The organism is Pseudomonas sp. DP-17 (genome assembly GCF_022380625.1).
Lineage (GTDB): Bacteria > Pseudomonadota > Gammaproteobacteria > Pseudomonadales > Pseudomonadaceae > Pseudomonas > Pseudomonas nitroreducens_A.
Genome location: NZ_JAKSXG010000003.1, coordinates 394,829 through 418,346 on the forward strand (window position 1 = coordinate 394,829; position 23,518 = coordinate 418,346).

At 66.5% G+C, this 23,518-nt stretch carries 15 protein-coding genes; 6 read left to right on the forward strand and 9 right to left on the reverse strand.

From position 1 onward, the window contains the following. Positions 1 to 155 precede the first annotated feature (155 nt). The 5 genes from MJ122_RS09195 to MJ122_RS09215 all read left to right on the forward strand — a co-directional run bounded on the left by MJ122_RS09195 (position 156) and on the right by MJ122_RS09215 (position 5,255). Positions 156 to 1,067: a bile acid:sodium symporter family protein gene (locus MJ122_RS09195; RefSeq protein WP_088421472.1), complete on the forward strand. Its 912-nt coding sequence runs from the start codon at positions 156 to 158 to the stop codon at positions 1,065 to 1,067. Beyond that, the gene (locus MJ122_RS09200; protein ID WP_239743863.1) at positions 1,064 to 1,807 is read left to right on the forward strand and encodes a sulfite exporter TauE/SafE family protein; all 744 of its coding nucleotides are present in this window, start codon (positions 1,064 to 1,066) and stop codon (positions 1,805 to 1,807) included. The genes MJ122_RS09195 and MJ122_RS09200 overlap by 4 nt, the downstream gene beginning before the upstream one ends. After that, positions 1,804 to 3,597: an amidohydrolase family protein gene (locus MJ122_RS09205; RefSeq protein ID WP_239743865.1), complete on the forward strand. Its 1,794-nt coding sequence runs from the start codon at positions 1,804 to 1,806 to the stop codon at positions 3,595 to 3,597. Before MJ122_RS09200 ends, MJ122_RS09205 begins: the two co-directional genes overlap by 4 nt. A 226-nt stretch (positions 3,598 to 3,823) precedes the next feature. Further along, positions 3,824 to 3,964, forward strand: a complete 141-nt coding sequence (locus MJ122_RS09210) for a hypothetical protein (RefSeq protein WP_157791831.1) — start codon at positions 3,824 to 3,826, stop codon at positions 3,962 to 3,964. Between the two features lie 124 nt (positions 3,965 to 4,088). Continuing rightward, on the forward strand, positions 4,089 to 5,255 hold the full coding sequence (locus tag MJ122_RS09215) for an MFS transporter (protein ID WP_239743867.1): 1,167 nt from the start codon (positions 4,089 to 4,091) through the stop codon (positions 5,253 to 5,255). Positions 5,256 to 5,330: 75 nt separating this feature from the next. On the opposite strand, the gene MJ122_RS09220 is transcribed toward MJ122_RS09215, so the two are convergent. The 9 genes from MJ122_RS09220 to MJ122_RS09260 form a co-directional block, all read right to left on the reverse strand. After that, complete coding sequence (locus MJ122_RS09220) at positions 5,331 to 5,774, reverse strand: cytochrome c (RefSeq protein WP_239743869.1); 444 nt, start codon at positions 5,772 to 5,774, stop codon at positions 5,331 to 5,333. A gap of 662 nt (positions 5,775 to 6,436) precedes the next feature. Beyond that, on the reverse strand, positions 6,437 to 8,032 hold the full coding sequence (locus MJ122_RS09225) for a bifunctional aspartate transaminase/aspartate 4-decarboxylase (RefSeq protein ID WP_239743871.1): 1,596 nt from the start codon (positions 8,030 to 8,032) through the stop codon (positions 6,437 to 6,439). 56 nt (positions 8,033 to 8,088) lie between these two features. Then, positions 8,089 to 9,786, reverse strand: a complete 1,698-nt coding sequence (aspT, locus tag MJ122_RS09230; RefSeq protein ID WP_239743873.1) for an aspartate-alanine antiporter — start codon at positions 9,784 to 9,786, stop codon at positions 8,089 to 8,091. A 442-nt stretch (positions 9,787 to 10,228) separates the two neighbouring features. Beyond that, the gene (putA, locus tag MJ122_RS09235; RefSeq protein WP_239743875.1) at positions 10,229 to 14,167 is read right to left on the reverse strand and encodes a trifunctional transcriptional regulator/proline dehydrogenase/L-glutamate gamma-semialdehyde dehydrogenase; all 3,939 of its coding nucleotides are present in this window, start codon (positions 14,165 to 14,167) and stop codon (positions 10,229 to 10,231) included. Positions 14,168 to 14,649: 482 nt separating this feature from the next. Next, the gene (locus tag MJ122_RS09240) at positions 14,650 to 15,813 is read right to left on the reverse strand and encodes a hybrid sensor histidine kinase/response regulator (protein WP_239743877.1); all 1,164 of its coding nucleotides are present in this window, start codon (positions 15,811 to 15,813) and stop codon (positions 14,650 to 14,652) included. Beyond that, positions 15,803 to 16,402 carry a chemotaxis protein CheB gene (locus MJ122_RS09245; protein ID WP_239743879.1) on the reverse strand — a complete coding sequence of 200 codons (600 nt, stop codon included), beginning with the start codon at positions 16,400 to 16,402 and terminating at the stop codon, positions 15,803 to 15,805. The genes MJ122_RS09240 and MJ122_RS09245 overlap by 11 nt, the downstream gene beginning before the upstream one ends. After that, positions 16,399 to 17,217: a CheR family methyltransferase gene (locus tag MJ122_RS09250; protein ID WP_088421464.1), complete on the reverse strand. Its 819-nt coding sequence runs from the start codon at positions 17,215 to 17,217 to the stop codon at positions 16,399 to 16,401. Before MJ122_RS09250 ends, MJ122_RS09245 begins: the two co-directional genes overlap by 4 nt. A 1-nt stretch (position 17,218) precedes the next feature. Continuing rightward, positions 17,219 to 20,695 carry a response regulator gene (locus MJ122_RS09255; RefSeq protein ID WP_239743881.1) on the reverse strand — a complete coding sequence of 1,159 codons (3,477 nt, stop codon included), beginning with the start codon at positions 20,693 to 20,695 and terminating at the stop codon, positions 17,219 to 17,221. A gap of 140 nt (positions 20,696 to 20,835) precedes the next feature. Next, the gene (locus tag MJ122_RS09260; protein WP_239743883.1) at positions 20,836 to 21,066 is read right to left on the reverse strand and encodes a hypothetical protein; all 231 of its coding nucleotides are present in this window, start codon (positions 21,064 to 21,066) and stop codon (positions 20,836 to 20,838) included. Here MJ122_RS09260 and MJ122_RS09265 point away from each other — a divergent pair. Next, positions 21,065 to 23,515: an ATP-binding protein gene (locus MJ122_RS09265; protein WP_141099384.1), complete on the forward strand. Its 2,451-nt coding sequence runs from the start codon at positions 21,065 to 21,067 to the stop codon at positions 23,513 to 23,515. The genes MJ122_RS09260 and MJ122_RS09265 overlap by 2 nt on opposite strands. Positions 23,516 to 23,518 lie beyond the last annotated feature (3 nt).

A 23,518-nucleotide genomic window follows, 5' to 3' on the forward strand; every position in this document is an offset into this window, starting at 1 on the left:
CGTTACCGGGCGGTAACGCTGCCCTATGCTTGCCAATTACAACGATAAATACAAACAAGAGTCGCCTTGCATGCTGATTGAAACCGGAGCCGCGCCCGTGCCGCCGGCCACTGCCCGTTCGCCTCGCCCCGCCCTCCTGCTACGGGAGAACGGCGATGCCTGAAGTCCATCTCGAATTCTCCGGCGGCTCGATGATCGCCCTGAACGCCATCATCGCCCTGATGATGTTCGGCGTCTCGCTGGAACTGCGCCGCGACGACTTCGCCCGCATCCTGCGCCAGCCCAAGGCGCCGGTGATCGGTATGCTGGTGCAGTTCCTGCTGCTGCCCGCCGCCACCTGCCTGCTGACCGTCGCCCTGCCCATCGACCCGGAACTGGCGCTGGGGATGATACTGGTCGCCACCTGCCCCAGCGGCACCTTCTCCAACATCATGACCTGGATGGCCCGAGGCAACGTCGCGGTGTCGGCCAGCGTAACCGCCGTGTCGGGGCTGAGCGCGGGCATCTTCACGCCGCTGAACTTCGCCCTCTACGCGGGGCTGAACCCCGCTACCCGTGACCGACTCACGCAGATCCACATCGACCCGCTGGAGCTGGTGGGCGTGGTGGTGCTGGTGCTGATCCTGCCGATGCTGCTGGGCATGGCCCTGGGCAAGCACAGGCCACAACTGGCGCGGCGCCTGGAGAAACCCATGCGGCAGCTGTCGCTGCTGGTGATGCTCGGTTTCGTCGGCATGGCCTTCGCCAAGAACTTCCAGCAGTTCATGGCCTACTTCCACCTGTTCTTCTGGCTGGTCCTGCTGCTCAACGGTACCGCGCTGCTGCTGGGCTACACCTGCGCGCGGCTGTGGAAGCTGCCGGACGCCGATGTGCGCGCCGTGACCCTGGAAAGCGGCATCCACAACTCCGCACTGGGCATGGCGCTGATCCTCACCTTCTTCCCGCAGGCCGGCGGCATGCTGCTGATCGCGGCGTTCTGGGGCTGCTGGCAACTGTTCTCCGGGCTGGTCCTGGCGCAGCTCTGGGCGCGCCGCGAACCTCGCGCAGCCGTGGTGGCCGCCCCATGAACGCACCCGCCATCGCCCTCGGCGGCTTCATCCTGCTGGCCTACACCCTGGAAGCCATCACCGGCTTCGGCAGCGTGGTGATCGCCCTGTCCCTCGGCGCGCTGCTGATGCCCATCGAGACGCTGCTACCGATACTGGTGCCGCTGAACATCGGGATGACCGGCTACCTCTGCTGGCGTCATCGCCGCCTGATCGACACCGGCCTGCTGCTGCGCACCGTACTGCCGGGGATGCTCATCGGCATGCTGATCGGCTACCTGTTGCTGCCGCACCTGGACCCGCAACCGCTCAAGCGCGGCCTCGGCGTGCTGATCCTGTGGTTCGCCGGCCGCGAACTGTGGCGCCTGCGCGCCAGTGCACCGGAGCGCGGCCGCACGCCGCACTGGGTGGTGCGGCTGGCCACCGGCGCCGCCGGGGTCTGCCACGGCCTGTTCGCTTCCGGCGGGCCGCTGCTGGTCTACGCACTCTCGACCCGCCCGCTGGACATGACCCGCCTGCGCGCCACCCTGGTCTGCGTCTGGTTCACCCTCAACGGCCTGCTGACCTTCGCCTTCCTGCTCGACGGCCGCCTGCGCCCGGCGCTGCCCCAGGTGCTCGCCTACGCGCCCCTGCTGCTGCTCGGCGTGTGGCTGGGCGAACGCCTGCACCACCGCTTCGAGGAACACCATTTCCGCCTCGCCATCCACTGCCTGCTGCTGGTCAGCGGCGTCCTGCTGCTGTCGCCCTGGAGTCTCCTGTGAGCTACGACATCATCATCAAGAACGGCCTGTACTTCGACGGCAGCGATGCCCCCGGCAGCCTGCGCCACGTCGGCATCAAGGACGGCCGCATCGACACCCTGAGCCTCAGCCCGCTGGACGAAACAGGCTGTGCGCAGATCATCGACGCCGCCGGCAAGTGGGTCACCCCCGGCTTCCTGGAGATCCATTCGCATTACGACGCCGAGGCCATTGCCGCGCCGGCGCTGAAGGAGTCGGTGCGCCACGGAGTAACCACCGTGTCGGTCGGTTCCTGCTCCATCAGCATGGTGCTGGGCGAGGCCGAGGACTGCTCGGACCTGTTCACCCGCGTCGAAGCCGTGCCGCGCGAGCAGGTATTGCCGATCCTGCGCGACAAGCGCACCTGGAAGGACGCCAAGGGCTACCGCGCCTTCTATGACCAGCAGCCGCTGGGGCCGAACCTCTGCTCCTTCCTCGGCCATTCCGAGCTGCGCGTGACGGTGATGGGCCTGGAGCGCGCCATCAGCGGCGCCAAGCCCACCGAAGCGGAGCTTTCGCGCATGGAGGAACTGCTGGAGCAAGCGCTGGACGCGGGCTGCTTCGGCCTCTCGGTGATGACCACGCGCCTGGACAAGATGGACGGCGACCGCGCCTGGTCCAGCCCGCTGCCCTCCACCTTCGCCAGCTGGAAGGAATTCTCCCGTCTCTTCGCCGTGCTGCGCCGGCGCAATGCGCTGATGCAGGGTGCGCCCAACGCGGTTACCAAGATCAACGTGTTCGCCTTCCTCTACCAGGCCCACGGCTGGTTCCGCCGCCCGCTCAAATGCTCGATGCTCACCGCGCTGGACCTGAAATCCCAGCCCTTCATGCACCGCATCACCCGCGCCTCCGGCTGGGTCGCCAACCGCCTGCTGCGCGGCCGCTACCGCTGGCAGACCCTGCCCGCGCCCTTCGTCGTGCGCATCGAAGGGCTGAACATGAACGGCTTCGAGGAGTTCGGTGCCGGCGAAGTGCTGCGCGACATCAAGGACCCGGAAGAGCTCTACACCAGAATTCAGGACCCGGCCTTCCGCGAGCGCTTCAAGAAGGACATCAAGGCCACTCTCAGCCTCGGCCTGTGGCACCGCAACCTGTCCGACTGCTGGGTGCGCGAATGCCCGGACGCTTCGCTGGTCGGGCGCAACTTCGAAGACATTGGCCGCGAGCGCGGGCTGGACCCGGTGGACGCCTTCTTCGAGCTGGCCGGCCAGTACCGCAATGACCTCAAGTGGACCACCTGCTACGGCAACCACCGCCCCGAGATCATGGGCAAGCTGCTGGCCAGCCCCTGGACCCAGCCGGGCTTCGCCGACTCCGGCGCGCACCTGGCTTCCCATGCGCAGTACAACTTCCCGCTGCGCATGCTCAAGTACGTGCGCGATGCCGAACTGGCCGGGCGGAGCTTCATGGACACCGGCCGCGCCATCCACCGGCTGACCGGCGAGCTGGCGGACTTCGCCGGGATCGACGCCGGCTACATCCGAGTGGGCGACCGCGCCGATCTGGTGGTGGTCAACCCGGCAGGCCTGACCGACGAGCTGGACGATGTCTGCGAAGCGCCGATGGAAGTGATCGGCCTGACCCGGCTGGTGAAGCGCAACGACGACGCCGTGGAGGCCACGCTGATCAACGGTCGCGTTGCCTATCGCCGCGAGAGCGGCTTCCCCGAGACGCTGGGCAAGGAGCGCCTGTTCGGTACCTTCCTCCCGGGGCGCGATGTGCTGAGCCGGCCGCAAGAGGTGCCGTCGGGCAGTCCGGTTTACGGCCGGTAAGATCGGTGTTGCCGGCGGGTCGCAGTCGTAGGATGGGTGGAGCGCAGCGATACCCATCGATCCTGTACCCGGTCGGCATGGGTATCGCTGCGCTCCACACCATCCTACCCAGCACGTTCTGCAGACACCGCGGGGGTGGCTCGACCGCCCGGCTTGCCGAGATTGACGGTCTGACGCGCACTCACTAGAGTGCGCGTTTTCCTACGTCCTACGCTGTATCCGCACCATGACCCCGTTCTGCCGCTTCGCCGACTCATCGCTCGCCCTCCTCCGGGAGCCCCCGCGCGTGCGCAAGGTCGATGCCGTGCTGAACCTGCGTCGCAGCGTTCTCTTCGCCTTCACCTTCTCTCCTCCCACCGGCTGCTGAGCCGGACGCCGCGCGCCTTCGCGCCGGCCGCTCGGTATTTCGAATCCGCCCTCCGGTGAATCCCGGCGGGCTCGTTTGCATTTGCCGGCCCGTGGCATGAGCGCTCGGGCAAGAGAAGGTTTTCATGAATACCCCAGCCATCCTCAACAAACCGCTTCTCGCGGTGCTGCTGTTTGCCGTGTCCATCGTCGGCCTGAGCCTGGGCGCAACGCTGCCGCTGGTGGCGCTGCGCCTGCTGGACAACGGCGCCAGCGCGCTGCAGATCGGCATCCTCTCGGCAGTGCCGGCGGCCGGCATGATCCTCGCCGCCACCCTGGTGGACCGCGCCTGCCAGCTGGTCAGCCGGCGTCGCCTGTACCTGCTGTGCTTCGCGCTGTGCACCGCCAGCACCGCGGCCATCGAATTCAGCAGCCATTCGCTCTGGCTGCTGGCGGTTGCTCGCCTGGCACTGGGTATCGGCATGGGCATCGCGATCATCCTCGGCGAGGCCTGGGTCAACGAGCTGTGCGGCGAAAAGAACCGCGGCACCATCGTCGCCCTGTATGCCACCAGCTTCACCGCCTTCCAGCTGCTGGGCCCGACCCTGGTCGCGCTGCTCGGTGCGCAAACGCCGTGGGTGGTGTTGCTGGTCAGTGTCGGCCACCTGATTGCCCTGGCCACCGTGGCCTTGGCCATGCCCGAGGAAGGCATCCACGAACACGTGGAGGAGCCGCGCAGCTTCTCCCTGGCCGGCTTCCTGCGGGTGGCGCCGGCGCTGTGCATGGGCGTGCTGTTCTTCTCCTTCTTCGACAGCGTGGTGCTCTCGCTCTTCCCGGTATACGCCTCCAGCCACGGTTATGCGGTGGGCATTGCCGCGTTCATGGCGACGGTGATCCTGCTCGGCGACATGCTCTGCCAGTTGCCGCTGGGCTGGCTGTCCGACCGCCTGGACCGGCCCACCCTGCACCTTGCCTGCGGCGTCGCGGCGATGGTGATCGGGCTCGCCCTGCCCTGGCTGATCAGCCAGCCGTCGCTGCTCTGGCCGGCGCTGATGCTGCTGGGCGCAGTGGCGGGCGGCGTCTACACCCTGGCGCTGGTACTGATCGGCCAGCGCTTCCGCGGCCGCGACCTGGTCACCGCCAACGCCGCCGCCGGCATGCTCTGGGGCGTCGGCAGCCTGCTCGGGCCACTGCTCAGCGGCAGCCTGATGGACCTCGGCCCCCAGGGCGTGCCGGTTGCACTGGCCCTCGCGGCCGGGCTGTTCGTGGCGACGGCGGCCGCCTCGCTGCGCCGCATACGCGCGCTGGCCTGAATCGGCAGGCGGAAATGCCCAACCGGTCTGCCGACACGGCGGCCCCGACAGGCATCCGCCGTGTCGCGACCGGCATCAAGGCTTCTTGCGCTGCAGGGTCCGGTCGAAGGTACTGGTGGTCTTGTGCACCTGTTCGGCGGTTACCGCATCCATGTATTTATTGCCGAAATGCGTTCGCACATAACCCACCACCGCTGCAATCTGCGCGTCGGACAAGTACGACTGGAAGGGCGGCATCCCGCCGCTGCCATGGCTGACCATGAGGATCGGGTAGTCCACGTCCGCCAGCCTGGGGTTGTTCGCCAATGCCGGATATTGACCCGCGCCCCTGGCGCCCTGGGCGTCCGGCATATGGCAGCCCTGGCAGATACTCTTGTACAGCGCCTCACCGCTCTGTTCGCTGAAATGCGAGGCGCCGGAGAAGGTCGGCAGCACGTTTTCAGCCAGCACATTCGTCCCTTGCAGCGCGACGACCACGAGCGCCCCGCCCAACAGTACTCCTGTCAATGACCTGCTCATGAATCCCTCCTTCGCGCCTGACCCTGGCTGGCAACGATGTGGGTGTGCAGACCCTGATGGCGTCCAGCGAGGACAGCCGCGCACCTTCCAGGCCGGAATGTAGGACGCCTGCTCGCCGGCCAGCAAGAGGCGCCCATCGATCCGGCACAGGGCTTGTAGTACTTCTCCCGCGTCTCCTCGTTCCAGAGGCCGTGGCAACCGTTGGTCCAGGGCACCCGCTGCCAACTGACCGCGATGCCGTTGTCGAACTCACTGGGGCACTGCAGATGAATCCGCGCGCCACACTCCAGCGCCTTCCTGATGCACTCTTCCGGACTCATGGCATTGAACTCATAGGCATCCGGTCCGAACGGGAAGGCGCCCAGCACGAGGATGGTCGCTCCTTTGGGCGCTCCGCTGAGCGTGAAGTCGGGTCATAGTCGGTTTCCGCAGCAGAACCCAGCGAGGTCATCGCCTGGTCCATCGCCGCCGTCCCGGCCGTCATCCAAGCCAGGAAGCCGGTCGGGCGCTCAACATCGGCACAATGACCCCGGAACAGGCCGGGGTCTTTGGATCAGAGAGGTGGGAAATTCCCAGACGCGCGGCAATGACCGCCCGGCGCGGCAGCCGCGGAATCAGCCACCATCGACCGGGCAGCAGCCCGATCGATGCCCGGCAAAGCGTCAGTGCGCCGCCCTGTACTGCGCATAACCTTCCTCGGCCACGCGGCGCAGCGACTTGCCGATCCGTGCGTAGTCGTACTCGTTGAGGTTCGCCAGGGACACGCGGCCACCCGCCTTCAGCGGCCCGAAGCCATTGGCGGGCAGCATGACGATGCCGGTTTCGTCGGCAATGCGGAACAGCAGCGTGTTGGCGTCCACCCGCTCGCTCATCCAGCGGCCGAAGTCGGCGCCATGCAGACGCGTGGCGATATACTCGAAGTCCAGCAGGGTGTAGTACTCGACCTCGAAGCGGTCGGTGGGAATCGGCAGGCCCAGCTCGCGGTACAGCGCGTGATGGCGCTGGCGCAGCAGATGCTTGAGCACGCTCTTGTAGTGGTCGGCCGCATCGATCAGGGCGAACAGTGCGAAGAACACCATCTGCACCTGCTGCGGAGTCGACAGGCCGGCGGTATGGTTGAGCGCCACCGAGCGGCTGTCGGCCACCAGCCGGTCGATGAACTTCAGGCCCTTGGTATCCACCACCAGCGACTCGTAGCGCTTGTTCAGCTCGGCATGCACGCTGGCAGGATAGGCATCGATGCGCTGGTCGAGAATATTGTCCTTGTGCAGCGCGATGGTGCCCAACCGCCAGCCGGTGGAGCCGAAGTACTTGGAGAAGGAATACACCAGCGCAGTGTTGCGGGGGCAGGTTGCAAACAGCGAGGTGAAGTCGTCGGCGAAGGTGCCGTAGACGTCATCGGTGAGGATGAACAGGTCCGGGCGCTTCTCTTCCACCAGCTTGGCGATGTAGGCCAGCGATTCGTCGTCGATGCGCACCGAGGGCGGGTTGCTCGGGTTGACCACGAAGAAGATCTTGATCGCCGGGTCGGCCAACTTGTCCAGTTCGCTGCGCGGATACTGCCAGTTGAGCTCAGGGTCGGCCTCGATGCAGACCACCTCCAGGCCATAGTCATCCAGCAGCGGGATCTCGAAGTACGGCGTGAAGGTCGGCATGCCGATGGCGACCTTGTCGCCCGGCTGGATCAGGCGGCTTTCCTTCAGGCTGTTGAACAGGTAGGTCATGGCGGCGGTGCCGCCCTCCACGGCAAAGATGTCGAATTCGTCGCGCGACAGCTGTCCGCCGATCATTTCCTTCGCCAGGTACTCGCGCACCACCTGCTCGCTCAGGCGCAACATGCGCGGCGGCACCGGGTAATTGCAGCCGAGGATGCCCTCGACCATCTCGTGCAGAAACGCAGAGGCATCCAGCCCCAACTGGTCACGCACGTAGCTGAGCATATTGCCCAGAAGGTTCACCCCACGGTGTTCGCGATGATCATGCAGGTAGCGCTCGAAACGCCCTTCGATCCCCTCGATCTGCGGCAGGCCGCCAATGCCGTCGCCCAGGTAGGAGAAACTCAGGTCAGCTTCCTGATTGGCGAACAGGCCGAAGCGGAAGAACGCCTCGCGCGGCAGGGTCGCCAGGAAGTTCGGGTTGCCCCGCCCGGCATTGAGCATCAGGCGGTTCTCGCGGCTGCCGGCCACCTCGATGAGCTTGTCCTTCAGCTCGAACGGGCTGAGGGACTTGTACTGGCTGTAATCGATCTTCTCGGACATACGGGTACTTCCTTCAAGCAGGGCGCCACCCGGATGGCAGCGCCGGGTGGTTTGTGTCAGGACAGGAGCATTACCGCGACCATCCCCCAGATGGTCAGCAGGGTGTTGCCCACTGCGTAGGTCACGGTGTAGCCCAGCGCGGGCACGTTGCTCTTGGCGGCCTCGCAGATCATCCCCAGGGCAGCCGTGGTGGTACGCGAGCCGGCCACCACGCCGAAGAGCAACGCGGGATGGAAGCGAAACACGTAGCGCCCGATCAGCAACCCGAGAAGCAGTGGCAGGGTGGTTGCCACTGCCCCCCAGAGGAACAGGCTGAGGCCCAGCTCCCGCACACCGCCAACGAAGCCGGCCGCGGCATCGATACCCACCACCGCGATGAACACGTTCAGCCCCAGCGAATTCATGAACCACACGGTGGGTTCAGGGATACGCCCGAAGGTCGGGCGGATCGAGCGCAGCCAACCGAAGACGATGCCGGACACCAGCGCGCCGCCACCCGTGGAGAGGGTCAGCGGGATGTCACCGAGCTTGAGCACCAGCGAACCGAGCAGGCCGCCGACGAAGATCGCTGCACCGATGAAGGCGACATCGGCGATATTGCTCGGGGTATCGATCTGCCCCAGCCCCTTGGCGGCGAGCTGCACATCCCGGGTCGGCCCGGTCAGGGTGACCACATCGCCGTGCTGCAGCACAGTGCCAGGCAATACCGGAATTTCGGTGGACAACGCGCCACGCTTGATCCGGCGCAGGTAGACGCCATGAGCATGAGGCCGCTTTGCCAGTTCCTCCAGGGTCTTGCCCACCAGCGCCCTGTTGCTGACGAATACATCGACGCCGGCAACCGGCAGGTCGAGCAACTCGTCGTCCTCGACTTCATCCTGGGCATGACCGAGCATCTGCAGGATTTCGTCGCTGTGCCCGCCCACAGCCAGTACGTCGCCGACCTGGATCACCTCCGCCGGCAGCGCATCGCGTAGCTCGCCACCCCTGCGTAGACGCTCGATGAACAACCGTCGCCCCTGGCCCAGCGCCTGTGCTTCAGCCTCGGCGACGCTCTTGCCGACCACAGTGCTGCCAGCGGCAATTTTGTAGGCGCGCAGCACATAGCGGTGCCAGGCACGCCCCTCGCTGGCCCGGTCAGCGCCAGCGCCCATGCTCAGCTCGTAGTCCTTGCAGGCCTTGACGAGGTCGATGCCCAGCAGCCTGGGGCCGACCATCGCCAGGATCACTGCCGAACCGATGGTGCCGAAGATGTAGGTCACCGCGTAGGCCACCGGCATGGCGTTGAGTACAGCCTGGGTCTTGTCCGGCGTCATGCCCAGCCGGTTGATGGCATCGGTGGCCAGGCCCATGGCAGCGGAGATGGTCTGCGAACCGGCCACCAGGCCGACCGCGGAGCCCAGATCGAACTTCGCCACCCAGGCTACCGCTACCCCGCAGACCAGGCACAACACACACACCACGACGGCGAACAGCGCCTGCTTCAGGCCGTCCTTGGCCAGACCCCGAACGAACTGCGGCCCGGCGCCATATCCGATGGCGAAGAGGAACATCATGAAGAACACGCTCTTCACCGTCGGCGACAGGGTAATCCCCACCTGCCCCACCAGCAGCGCCGCGAGCAGGGTCGCCGTCACCGCGCCCAGGCTGAAACCCTTGAAGCTCTTGCCGCCGACCCAGTAGCCAATGCCCAGAGAAAGGAATATCGCCAGCTCCGGATAGGAGCGCAAAGTCTGTACAAACCATGTCAACACGATTCGACCCGCCATGCAGGACCAGTGGATGGACATGCCCGCACGCGCACGCCGGCTTATTCACTGCCGAGCGTCCACGACGCCTTCATGCCCGCGAAGGCTCTAACTCGGGGCAGTCAAGCACGCAGCGATGGGTCGCCATGGGGGGCTGAAGGGGAATCAGGATTTTCCGCAGGATGGATGGCCATTTACCGTCCAGGCCTATCGCCACACAGGAAAGCTGCTGCGCGGGCGATCACAGAAACGCCATCGCGCATGTGCGGCAGGAGCGGACGAAAAAAGCGAGGGAAAGGACGGAGCGGATAGCCCCGTCCGGGCACCCGGAGGATGCGAGGGAGGAGAAGACGCTTCGTGGAGGGGTGACTCCGCGGATTGAAGCGCCTGCCCCCGGACATGGTGGGCCGGGGGTTGGCATCGCGGGAGAGAACTCCCGCGATCATCGTCAGCCGATGGTCATCAGGCTGGCGTTGCCGCCGGCGGCGGCGGTGTTGACGCTCAGGGCACGTTCGATCAGCAGGCGCTCCAGAGGGATGTCGGTTTCCCCGCGGTTCAGCCCGGTGACGCCGACGATGGCGCCCTTGCGTTGGCTGGCCTGCTCGCAGACCGCACGCAGCTGGTCGGAATCGCCGTGGTGCAGGATGGCGTCGAACAGCTTGTCGGTGGCGGTCCAGTCGGCGACCAGCTCGATGCGCTGGGCCACTTCCTTCGGCAGCTCCTTGACCACGGCGGCGTTGGACTCGGCCACCAGCGGGCGGCTGCCAACGCTGAGCACGGCGGCCAGCTGGGCGAGCAGGTCGGCACGGTCTTCGGCCAGGCACAGCACGTGCTCACGCGGCAGCAGAGTGTAGGTATTGCGCTCGCCGGTCGGGCCGGTGAGTACCTGCTGGGTGAAGCTCTGCGCCAGTTCGCCGTAGCCGCCGAGCAGGCTCGCCAGGGCGGCGTCCTTCTGCCCTGCCCACTTGGCCAGCGCGTCCACGGCCTGCTGGGCATCCTTCGGACGCGGCAGCGGCTGGGCGCCATCGCCCTTGAGCTGGTTGGCCACCGCATCCTGCGGACGGGTCGACAACAGGCGGTACAGATACAGCGGGCCGCCGGCCTTCGGACCGGTGCCGGACAGGCCTTCGCCACCGAAAGGCTGCACGCCGACCACGGCGCCGACCACGTTGCGGTTGACGTACAGGTTGCCGACGTGGGCGGTGCCGACGACCTGGGCGATGGTCTCGTCGATGCGGGTGTGCACGCCCAGGGTCAGGCCGTAGCCGGATTCGTTGATCTGCGCGAGCAACTGGCCAAGGTCGGCGCGCTGGTAGCGCACCACGTGCAGCACCGGGCCGAAGATTTCGCGCTTGAGTTCGCTGAAGCTGTCCAGCTCGATCAGGGTCGGCACGACGAAGGTGCCGCGCTTGATTTCCTCGGCATCCACGCGGGCGCTCTGGAACACCTTGCGGCCTTTGTCGCGCATCGCCTGGATGTGCTTGTCGATGTTGCCCTTGGCTTCCTCGTCGATCACCGGACCGATGTCGGTGTGCAGGCGCTCCGGTGCGCCGACACGGTATTCCGCCATGGCGCCCTTGAGCATCTGCACCACGCGGTCGGCGGCATCTTCCTGCACGCACAGCACGCGCAGGGCAGAACAGCGCTGGCCGGCGCTGTCGAACGCGGAGTTGACCACGTCCACCACCACCTGCTCGGCCAGGGCCGAGGAGTCGACGATCATCGCGTTGAGGCCGCCGGTCTCGGCGATCAGCGGGATGGTGCGGCCCTGGGCATCGAGGCGTCCGGCGATGTTGCGCTGGAGGATGCCGGCCACTTCGGTGGAACCGGTGAACATCACGCCGCGCACACGCTCGTCGCCCACCAGGCGGGCACCGACGGTTTCGCCACGGCCCGGCAGCAGCTGCACGGCGCCAGCGGGTACGCCGGCTTCGAGCAGGATGCGCACGGCTTGCGCGGCGACCAGCGGGGTCTGCTCGGCGGGCTTGGCCAGCACAGTGTTGCCGGCGGCCAGGGCGGCGGCCACCTGGCCGCTGAAGATCGCCAGCGGGAAGTTCCACGGGCTGATGCACACCACCGGGCCCAGCGGACGGTGGCTGTCGTTGGCGAAGTGGGTGCTGGCCTGGGCGCCGTAATAGCGCAGGAAGTCCACCGCCTCGCGCACTTCGGCGATGGCGTTGGCGAAGGTCTTGCCCGACTCGCGCACCAGCACGCCCATCAGCGACTGGATCTCGGCTTCCATCAGGTCGGCGGCGCGCTGCAGGATGGCGCCGCGTTCGGCCGGCTGGGTGGACTGCCAGATCTGCGCGCTGGACAGCGCGCCGAGGATGGCGTTGTTCACATCGGCTTCGCTGGCCTCGCGCACGTGGCCCACCACGTCCCGGTGGTCCGCCGGGTTGCGTACCGGCTGCGGCTCGCCCGGAGCGGCATCGGCCAGGCCCAGTATCGGCTCGGCGACGTAGGCGTGGTTGGTGCTCGTCAGCAGCGCCGAGGACAGCGAACCCAGGCGGTGTTCGTTGGCCAGGTCGATGCCGGCGGAGTTCAGCCGGGATTCGCCATAGAGGTCACGCGGCAGCGGGATGCGCGGGTGCGGCAGGCCCAGGGTGCCCTCCTGCGCGGCCATCTGCTCGACCTGCAGCACCGGGTCCAGCACCAGGTCCTGAAGGGAGATGCTGTGGTCGGCGATACGGTTGACGAAGGAGGTGTTGGCGCCGTTTTCCAGCAGGCGGCGCACCAGGTACGCCAGCAGGGTTTCGTGGCTGCCCACCGGTGCATAGATGCGGCACGGACGGTTGAACTTGCCGTCGGCGACCTTGCCCACCACCTGCTCGTACAGCGGTTCGCCCATGCCGTGCAGGCACTGGAACTCGTACTGGCCCGGGTAGTAGTTCTGCCCGGCCAGCTGGTAGATGGCCGACAGCGAGTGGGCGTTGTGGGTGGCGAACTGCGGGTAGATGGACTCCGGCACGGCCAGCAGCTTGCGCGCACAGGCCAGGTAGGAGACGTCGGTGTACGGCTTGCGGGTATAGACCGGGTAGCCTTCCAGGCCGTTGACCTGGGCCAGCTTGATCTCGCTGTCCCAGTAGGCGCCCTTCACCAGGCGGATCATCAGGCGATGGCGGCTGCGCTTGGCCAGGTCGATCACGTAGTCGATCACGTACGGGCAGCGCTTCTGGTAGGCCTGGATGACGAAGCCGATGCCGTTCCAGCCGGCCAGCGACGGCTCGAAGCACAGGCGCTCGAGCAGGTCGAGGGAGATTTCCAGGCGATCGGCTTCCTCGGCGTCGATGTTGATGCCGATGTCGTAGTCGCGGGCCATCTTCACCAGGCCCAGGACGGTCGGGTACAGCTCGTCCATCACGCGGTCGTACTGCGCGCGGCTGTAGCGCGGGTGCAGCGCGGAGAGCTTGATCGAGATGCCCGGGCCTTCGTAGATGCCGCGGCCGTGGGAGGCCTTGCCGATGGCATGGATGGCCTGCTCGTAGGACGCCAGGTAACGCTTGGCGTCTTCGTCGGTCAGCGCGGCTTCACCGAGCATGTCGTAGGAGTAGCGGAAGCCACGGGATTCCATGTTGGCCGCGTTGGCCAGGGCCTCGGCGATGGTCTCGCCGGTGACGAACTGCTCGCCCATCAGGCGCATGGCCATGTCCACGCCCTTGCGGATCAGCGGCTCGCCGGACTTGCCGATGATGCGGTTGAGCGACGAAGACATGCCGGCTTCGGTGTGGGTCGACACCAGCTTGCCGGTGATCAGCAGCCCCCAGGAGGCCGCGTTGACGAACATCGACGGGCTCTGGCCCAGGTGCTGGCTCCAGTTGCCGTTGCTGATCTTGTCGCGGATCAGCGCGTCGCGGGTGGCCTTGTCCGGGATGCGCAGCAGCGCCTCGGCCAGGCACATCAGCGCCACGCCTTCCTGGGACGACAGGGAGAACTCCTGCAGCAGGCCCTGCACCAGGCCCTGGCGGCCACCGGCGTTCTTCTGGTTACGCAGCTTCTCGGCAATGCCCAGGGCCATCTTGCTGGCGGCGGCGGCCTGCTCCTTCGGCAGGCGGGCCAGGTCCAGCAGCATCGGCAGCGCTTCGGTTTCCGGACGGCGGTAGGCGGCGGTGATGGCCGCGCGCAGCACGGACTGCGGCAGGATGCTTTCGGCGAAATCGAGGAAGACCTGCAACCCTTGTTCGTTGAGCGCATCCAGCGATTCCTCGCCCGCCGCCGCAGCCAGACCGGACTGTTCGGCCGGGGTCAGCCCGCCTTCCACCTGTTCCAGGTACGAGAAGATGGCCTGCTTGATCAGCCAGTGCGGGGTACGGTCGAGTTGCTGGGCAGCCAGCTTGAGGCGCTCGCGGGTGGCGTCGTCGAGCTTCACGCCAAGGGTGGTGGTGGCCATGGGGCTTCCTGTTGTTAGAAGGTGTGCCTGAAAACGGCGAAAGGTTATACCGCCGAATCGCAAGGTGCAACCAGGTGCAACCCAACAAAAACAAGCCTTTGGTCGTAAGCGCAGTTCCGGTGCAACCGGTGACATTCCCCCCACACGGCGCTACCAAACGGAGCACGGCCACGGGCACGTCCGGCTGCAACCTGCATGGGGCGGCCGGACGACAGGAGCAAAGCAGTGTTCGTGCCAGCGACGGGAAAAGGTGCAACCCACCGAAACGAGGGTCGACCCAGGGGTAGGAGCGGACTTTGTCCGCGATCGTTTCGCCGCCGCTCCGGCCCGCCATGGAGCACGGCCAGCCAATCGCGGACGGAGTCCGCTCCTACGCCGGCCATCACGCAGGGTGCATAACGCGCCAGCGTTATCCGCCGCGCAAAGACCGGCTGGCACGGCAATCGCAGACATGGCCCGCCCCTACAGGACAGGAACGGGCGTCAGTCCAGCGGCAGGTAGACGCAGAATTCCGCGCCTTGCCCTGGCTCGCTGTGCACTTCGATGCGCCCGCCGTGGGCCTGGACGATCTGCTCGGAGATGAACAGCCCCAACCCCAGCCCGGCCACGCGCGCAGCGCCGGCACCGCGCTCGAACTGCTGGAAGATGCGCCGCTGCTCCTCCGCACTGATGCCCTCGCCATGGTCACGCACACACAGCTGTGCCTGGCCGTCGCTCACCGCCACGCGGACCTCCACCGGCTTGCCCGGTCCGTAGCGCAGGGCATTGCTCACCAGGTTGCTGATGACCTGCTCGATGCGGTACGCATCCCACACCCCCTCCACCCGCTCCGGCGCGCTCAGCGTCAGCTCGCAGCCGGCCGCCTGCGCCTGCACCGCGAAGTTGCCCAGGACGTGGCGGGCGATGTCGGCGAAGTTGGCCCGCTCCGGGCGTATCGACAGCTTGCCGGTACGGATACGCGAGACGTCCAGCATGTCTTCGATCAGCCGGGTCAGCCCGCCGAGCTGACGCTCGTCGCGCTCGAACAGCACGGCGAGGCGCTCCGGGGAGAAGTTCTCCAGCTTGCCCCTGGACAGGTGCAACCGGCGCAACTGGGTATCCAGCATCAGGCCGTTGAGAGGCGTGCGCAGTTCGTGGGAGACGATGGACATGAAATCGTCGCGCATCTTCACCGCACGCTGCAGCTCCACCTGGGTTTCGCGCAGTTCGGCCAGCAGCGCGTCCTGTTCGGCGCGTGCCTGCTCCAGCACCTTGCGCTGGCGGTAGAGGTCGACGAAGACATTCACCTTGCTGCGCACCGCATGGTTGTCCAGCGGTTTGTAAAGGAAATCCACCGCACCGCTCTCGTAGCCCTTGAACGCATAGTTCAGCTCGCGGCCGGCGGCAGTGACGAAAACGATGGGGATGCTCCGGGTGCGCTCGGTGCCGCGCATCAGCTCGGCCAGGGCGAAGCCGTCCATGCCGGGCATCTGCACGTCGAGCAGCGCCAGGGCGAATTCGTGCTCCAGCAGCAGCGACAGCGCCTCGTCCGCCGACGAGGCCTTGAATACCTCGCGCCCCTCGCCCTTGATCAACGCCTCCAGCGCCAGCAGGTTCTCCGGCAGGTCGTCGACGATGAGCAGCTTGCTTCCCTGGTTACTCAGCATTGTTGGAATCCGAATGAGAGCCCAATCGGCTCAGGAGCGCATGAATACTGCGCAGGGAAAGAATGTGGTCCGGGGCGTGCAGCGCGATGGCTGCTTCCGGCATGGTCGTCACTTCGGCTTCGGCAGGGTCCTGGACGATGGTCAGGCCACCTTCGCGATGGATGTGCGCCAGGCCCTGTGCTCCGTCATGGTTGGCTCCGGTCAGCAGGATGCCGGCCAGCGTCTCGCGGTAGGCATCGGCCGCCGAGTCGAAAAGAATGTCGATGGACGGGCGGGAATAATTGCGCCGCGCCTCGCGACTCAGGGCGAAGGTGTGGTCGCGCTCGATGGACAGGTGGTAGCCGGCGGCCGCGAAGTACAGGGTGCCCGGCTCCACCGGCGCCTTGTCGCAGGCTTCCTGCACGGGGATGTCCAGGCGCCGGGCAAACAGGTCGACCAACTGGCTCTCATGGTCCTCCGGCAGGTGCAGCACCGCCACCATCGGCAGCGCGAAATCCGCCGGCAACCCGTCGAACAGCCGGAACAGTGCATCCACGCCGCCTGCGGAGGCGCCGATGACCACGGCCTGGACCCTGCGCTGCGCTTTCATCGCTTGCGGAACACCCGTTCGCGTCGGTTGACCACTTCGAACTCCCCGGCAAACTCGGTGAAGTCCAGGCTTTCCTTGCTGCCAAGGCCGAGGAAGCCACGGTGGCAGAGCGATTCGTGGAACAGGCCGATGGCGCGGTTCTGCAGCTGGCGGTTGAAGTAGATCAGCACGTTGCGGCACGACACCAGATGCGTCTCGGAGAACACGCTGTCGGTGGCCAGGCTGTGATCGGCGAAAGTCACGTTGGCGCGCAGCATCTTGTCGAACAGCGCGCCGTCGTAGGCCGCCGTGTAGTAATCCGAAAGCGAAGCCTTGCCGCCGGCGGCGCGGTAGTTCTCGCTGGCCTGGGCCAGGTCATCGATCGCGTAGATGCCCCGCTGCGCCTGTTCCAGCGAGCGCGGATTGATGTCGGTGGCGTAGATCAGCGTGCGTTCGAGCAGCCCCTCCTCATGCAGCAGGATGGCCAGCGAATGCACCTCTTCGCCGGTACTGCAGCCGGCGACCCACAGGCGCAGCGAGGGATAGGTGCGCAGCAGCGGCACCACTTCCTGACGCAGCGCGAGGAAGTAGCTGGGATCGCGGAACATTTCGCTCACCGAGATGGTGAGGTATTGCAGCAACTCGTGGAAGGCGTGCGGGTCATGCAGGATGCGCTCCTGCAGCGCCGAGATGCTGCGGCACTCGAACAGGTTGGTGGCATGCAGTACGCGGCGCTTGAGCGAGGTGCCGGAGTAGTCCCGGAAGTCGTAGCTGTACTTCAGGTAGATCGCCTCGATCAGGAGGCGCAGCTCGATGTCCTGGCTGCGTTCGGCCATGTCAGATGCGCTCCAGCTTGGGCAGCCAGACCCGGATCAGGGAGAACAGGCGATCCAGGTCGATGGGCTTGGCCAGGTAATCGTTGGCGCCGGCGCGCAGGCACAGCTCGTGGTCGTCCTTCATCGCCTTGGCGGTCACCGCGAGGATCGGCAGCTTCTTCCAGCGCGCGTCCTGGCGGATCAGGCGGGTCGCTTCGTAGCCATCCATCTCCGGCATCATCACGTCCATCAGCACCAGGTCGATGTCGCCAACCTGGGCAAGCTTCTCGATGGCCTCGCGGCCGTTGCGCGCGACTACCACGCGGGCGCCCTTGTGCTCCAGGGCACTGGTGAGGGCGAAGATGTTGCGCACGTCATCGTCCACCAGCAGGATGCGCCGCTCCTCGAAGGCCCGGTCGCGGTTGCGCGAGGTGCGCAGCATGCGCTGGCGCTCGCTGGAGAGCTGCGATTCGACCTTGTGCAGGAACAGCGTCACCTCGTCGAGCAGACGCTCGGGCGAGCGCGCGCCCTTGATGATGATCGAGCGCGAGTACTTGAGCAGCTCGGCTTCCTCGTCGCGCGTCAGGTTGCGCCCGGTGTAGACGATCACCGGCGGGAAGGAGCAGATGTCTTCCTCGCCCATGCGCCGCAGCAGTTCGTTGCCCTGCATGTCCGGCAGCTTGAGGTCGATGATCATGCAGTCATAGATGTTCTGGCGCAGCAGCTCCAGGGCCTGCTCGCCCTGCTCCACCGCGGTGATCTCGATGTCGTCGTCGCCGATCAGGCGCGAGACGCTGTCGCGCTGCAGCGGATCGTCCTCCACCAGCAGGATGCGCTTGACCTCCTGGGTCAGCTTGGCCTCCAGCTTGCCGAACACTTCCCGTAGCTGCTCGCGGGTGGCGGGCTTGAGCGCATAGCCGATGGCGCCCAGGTGCAGGGCCGCTTCGCTGCGATCCTCCACGGACACCACGTGCACCGGCACGTGACGGGTGCGCGGGTTGGCTTTCAGGCGCTGCAGCACGGCAAGGCCGGATTCGTCGGGCAGGTGCATGTCCAGCAGGATGGCGTCGGGGCCATGCTCGTCGGCCAGGCGCAGGCCTTCCTCGGCGCCCATGGCCACCAGGCAGCGATAGCCCAGCTCGCGGGCGAGGTCGTAGAGGATGCGGGCGAACTTGGGCTCATCCTCAACGACCAGCACGCAACGCTGGCCGATGTTCAGCTGCTCGCGGTCGTCGGCGAAGGCCGCTGCCACCGGCGCATGCACTGCCGGCGCGGCGACGGGAGTCGCAACCCTGGGGACGATGGCGGCCGGTGCGCTGACGACTTCCGTCGCTGCGGGCTCGTTGTAGCTCAGCGGCAGCAGCAGGCTGAAGACGCTGCCCTTGCCCGGCTCGCTGCTGACGATGATGCTGCCGCCCAGCAGGTGTGCAAGGTCGCGGGAGATCGACAGGCCCAGGCCGGTACCGCCGTAGCGGCGATTGGTGGCGCCATCGGCCTGCTGGAAGGCTTCGAAGATGCGCTGCAGCTGGTCTTCGGCGATGCCGATGCCGCTGTCGCGCACGTCGAAGCGCAAACCCTCGGGCGCGGCACCGACATACAGGCTGACTTCGCCGGCATCGGTGAACTTGAAGGCATTGGACAGCAGGTTCTTGAGGATCTGCTCGACACGCTGGCGGTCGCTGTAAAGCATGCCCGGCGCATCATCGGCAATGTTGACCACGAAGGTCAGGCCCTTGTCGTCAGCCTGCGGGCGGAACAATCCCTCCACGCCTTCAACCAGGCGGCGCACGCTGGCGTTTTCGGGGCGCACTTCCAGCTTGCCGGCTTCGACCTTGGAGATGTCGAGGATGTCGTTGATCAGGTTGAGCAGGTCGTTGCCGGCGGAATAAATCGACTCGGCGAATTTCACCTGCTCGTCGTCCAGGTTGCCCTGCTCGTTGTCCGCCAGCAGGCGCGCCAGGATCAGCGAGCTGTTGAGCGGCGTGCGCAGTTCGTGGGACATATTGGCGAGGAATTCGGACTTGTAGCGGCTGGCGCGCTGCAGTTCGTCGGCGCGGCCCTGCAGGTCCAGGCGCGCCTGGTTCAGCTCGGTGTTCTTGCTGTCCAGATCATCGCGCTGGGCAGCCAGTTCCTGGGCCTGCTCGGCAAGGCGCTCGTTGGTCTGCTCGAGTTCCGCCTGCTGCGCCTCCAGATGCGCCTGGGACTCCTTGAGCACCCGCGACTGTTCTTCCAGCTCCTCATTGGCGGTCTTCAGTTCTTCCTGCTGCACCTGCAGCTCTTCGTTGAGCTGCTGGGTTTCCGCCAGCAGGTCCTGCAGGCGCTGGCGGTGCTGGGCGGAAGCGATGGCGCTGCCCAGCGGCTCGGCGACCATCTGCAGGAAGGCCTTGTCGCGCTCCTCCAGTTGCCGCAGGAAACCCAGCTCCAGCACGCCGACCACGCTTGCTTCATGGACCAGCGGCAGCAGCGCGACGCTCACCGGTTGGCCGTTGCCCAGCGCCGAATTGACCTTCAGGTAGTCCGGCGGCAACCCGTCCACCAGGCGCAGCTTGCGCTGGCGGGCGGCCTGGGCGATCAGGCTGTCGTCCGCGGCGAAATAGTCCTCGCCCAATGACTGAGCGGCAAAACCGAAGGTGCCGGCCACGCGCAAGCCGCCGCGGTCGTCACGCACATACAGCGCGCCCACCGGAGAGGCCACGAAGTCGCCGAGAAAATCCATCAGGCTGCGGCCCAGCGCCGACAACGACGGCTGGCCGATCAACTGTTCGCCCAGGCGCGTCTGCCCGTCGCTCAGCCAGGCCTGCCGCTCCAGGTGCTCGTTGTGCAGCACCTGGCGGCGCAGGGACTCGGCGTAGGAGTCGGACAGGCCGAGCAACTGCCGGCGGCCGAAATACGCCAGCAGCGTGCCGACGACGATGCTGAACACCAGGTAGAGAATCACTACCCCGGTGGACAGGCTGGAAGCGAACTGGTTGCGGTCGTGGCGCAGTTGCTGCTCGGTGTTGATCAGCGAGGCGTACTGGCCGCGGATCGCATCCATCATGCTCTTGCCACGGCCGGCCTTGATCGCGTCGGACGTATCCTGGCCGGAGCGGCGCTGCTCGATCATCTGCTGGGCGAAGGTCATCCATTCGTCCTGCATCGAGGTCAGGCGCTGCACCCGCTCGACCTGGGGCGGGTTGTCCGCCACCAGGTCCGCCAGGCCCTTGAGGCCGGCATTGATGCGCGGCCGCGCCTGCTCCAGCGGCTCGAGGAAGCGCGGATCGCCGGTGATCAGGAAGCCGCGCAGCCCGCTCTCCTGGTCCACGCTCAGGCGCTGCATCTCATTGGCGCTGGAGATCACCCGGTCGGTGTGCTCGACCCAGCCCAGCACGTCGAGCATGTAGAGAATCAGGCCGATGAACAGCACCGCGCCGAGCAGGCAGATGCCCAGCGGCAGTGCCATGTTGCGCGCGAGGATGCGGCGGAAGGCGCTTTCGTCGGCGATGGCTTTCTGGTTCATCTGCAAAATCCCTGATGCTGGAGCTTCCCTGGACGTGGCCTGCCGACTCGGAGAGATCGCAGCAGAAACCAGGTAAGTATTTGAAGTTATTGTAAGAAGGTTCTTAAAACCGAGGAAATAATAACGCGAAGCATTGTAGGCTACACCTCAGCTGGCGAGTTGACAGCCGCTCCTGTAGGACGTTCGAACTTTTCGCGCACTGGACGAAGAAAAGTGGAATTTTCTTCCTTCGGACCTTTCCAACGTTCGATGTGAAACAACACTGTACGAAGGATCAGACGCAGGGTCTGCTCAATGCCAAGTTTGACGGGTGAAACCCCAGGGTTACCCATGCCCAGCCAGGGCGAATTTCTCAACAGCAGCAGTGCCATGGCGCCGCTGATCCGCCAGCTCGACTGGGCGGCCACCCCGCTCGGCCCGATGGACCAGTGGCCCGCGACCCTGCGCGGGATTCTCGAGGTCGGCCTCAACTCGCGGCTGCCGGTCTGCATCTACTGGGGGCCGGAATTCGTCCTGCTGTACAACGACGCCTGGAGCGCCATTCCCGGCGACAAGCATCCCGCGTGCCTTGGCCAGCCCGCGCGCGTGGCCTGGTCGGATATATGGTCGATCCTCGACCCCATGTACAACGGCATCCTGCAGACCGGCGTGGCCGCCCACGAGGAAGACCGCCTGCTGCCCATGGTGCGCTTCGGCTACGTCGAGGAAGCCTATTTCACCTACAACGTCAGCCCGATCTTCGGCCTGGACGGCAAGCCCATCGGGCTGTTCAACACCGCGGTGGAAACGACCGGCAACGTCATCGGACAGCGCCGCCAGCGCCTGCTGACCCGCATGGCCGAACGCCTCGGACATGCCGAGGACAGTGCGCAGCTGTGCGCCGACGCGCTGGCGCTGCTCGGCGAAGCCAGCCATGACGTACCCTTCTGCCTCCTCTACCAGGCCGGCAAGCTGCTCGGCGCCTGCGGCACCGACCCGAGCGACCGCTTCGCGCCCGCGCAACTGAGCCCCGACGACGACCCGCTGCATCTGTTCAATGGCCTCACGCAGGCCCACCAGTCGCCGCTGGCCAGCCAGTACGTGCGCGCTTTCGCGCCCTGGCCCGAGGCGCTCGACAGTACCTACGCCACACCGCTGGACGGCCCCCCCGACAGCCTCGCCGTGTTCGGCATCAGCCCGCGTCGACGCCTGGACGAGCACTACGCCAACTTCTTCAACGAACTGGCCGCCCTCCTCGGGCACGCACTGGCCGCCGCCAACCAGCGCGCCGCGGAGCGGCAGATCAAGGAGGCGGTGCAGGAAGAGGCGCGCCAGCGCACCCTGGAGCGCGACCGGGTCTGGTCGCTCAGCCAGGACCTGCTCTGCGTGCTCGATCACAAGGGCATCCTGCGCAACGTCAACCCGGCCTGGCAGACGCTGCTGGGCTGGAGCGAAGAGCAACTGATCGGACGCAACAGCGAAGAGCTGGTGCACCCCGATGACCTGTCCTCCAGCCTCGATACACGCGTCCTGCTGGTACGTGGCGAGCGTCTGCAGCACTTCGAGAACCGCATGCGCAAGGCGGACGGCGGCTACCGCTGGGTGTCCTGGCACGCCAGCGAAGACAACGGCCTGATCTATGGCTGCGGCCGTGACGTCACCGAGCAGAAGCGCGCCACGGAGCTGCTCGAGCAGGCCCAGACCGCCCTGCTCAACGCCCAGCGCATGGAAGCGGTGGGCCAGCTCACCGGCGGCATCGCCCATGACTTCAACAACCTGCTGGCGAGCATCCGCTTCAGCCTCGACCTGATCACCCGCCGCGCCACGGTCAAGGCGCAACCGGAGCTGAGCCACCTGCTGCAGGCCGCTACCCAGGCCACCGAGCGCGCCGCCGAGCTGACCCACAACCTGCTCGCCTTCGCCCGCCGCCAGGCGCTGGCCATGCACCCGGTGGAACTGGACCGGCTGCTGCGCGACTGGCAGCCCGAACTGATCGCGCGTGCCGGCCCCCGCGTGCGCCTCAGCCTTTCCACCCAGGCCTCGGGCAGCGTACTCAGCGACCGCGACCAACTGCACAAGACCCTGCTGCACCTGGTGGACAATGCACGCGACGCCATGCCCGGCGGCGGCGCCCTGGACATCCTGCTGCGCCGGCACGAAGCCAGCGGCGGCGACAACGACCTGCCAGCCGGCGACTACCTGGTACTGAGCCTGCAGGACAGCGGCCAGGGCATGAGCGAGTCGACCCTGAGCCACGTCTTCGATCCGTTCTTCACCACCAAGGGCATCGGCCCCAACAGCGGGCTGGGCCTGTCGATGGTCCATGGCTTCATCAAACAATCGGGCGGGCAGATCCGCCTGCGCAGCGAGCCCGGCCAGGGCACCTGCGTCACCCTTTATTTTCCGAGAGGCTCTTCCGTGGTCGATATTCCCGAGGTACCCGTCACCCCTGCCGAACCCGCCAACCAGCAGTTGTGCGTCCTGGTCGTCGAGGACAACGACCTGGTGCGCATGCTCACCGTGGAAGTGCTGGAGGAGATCGGCTACCAGGTGCTGCAGGCCGAGGACGCCGAAGAGGCGCTGCCGATCCTGCAGGGCGACACCGCCATCGACCTGCTGCTCACCGACGTCGGCCTGCCCGGCATGAACGGCGAGGAACTGGCCGCCGCCGCGCGTGAAGCCCGGCCGGAGCTGCCGATCCTGTTCGCCACCGGCTTCGCCGAGATCGTCCATATCGACGGCAGCGAGCTGGCCACGCGCATGTCGATGATCGCCAAGCCGTTCTCCATCGATGCCCTGCGCGACAAGGTCAACGGCATGCTCGGGCGCAAGGGCGCCTGATCC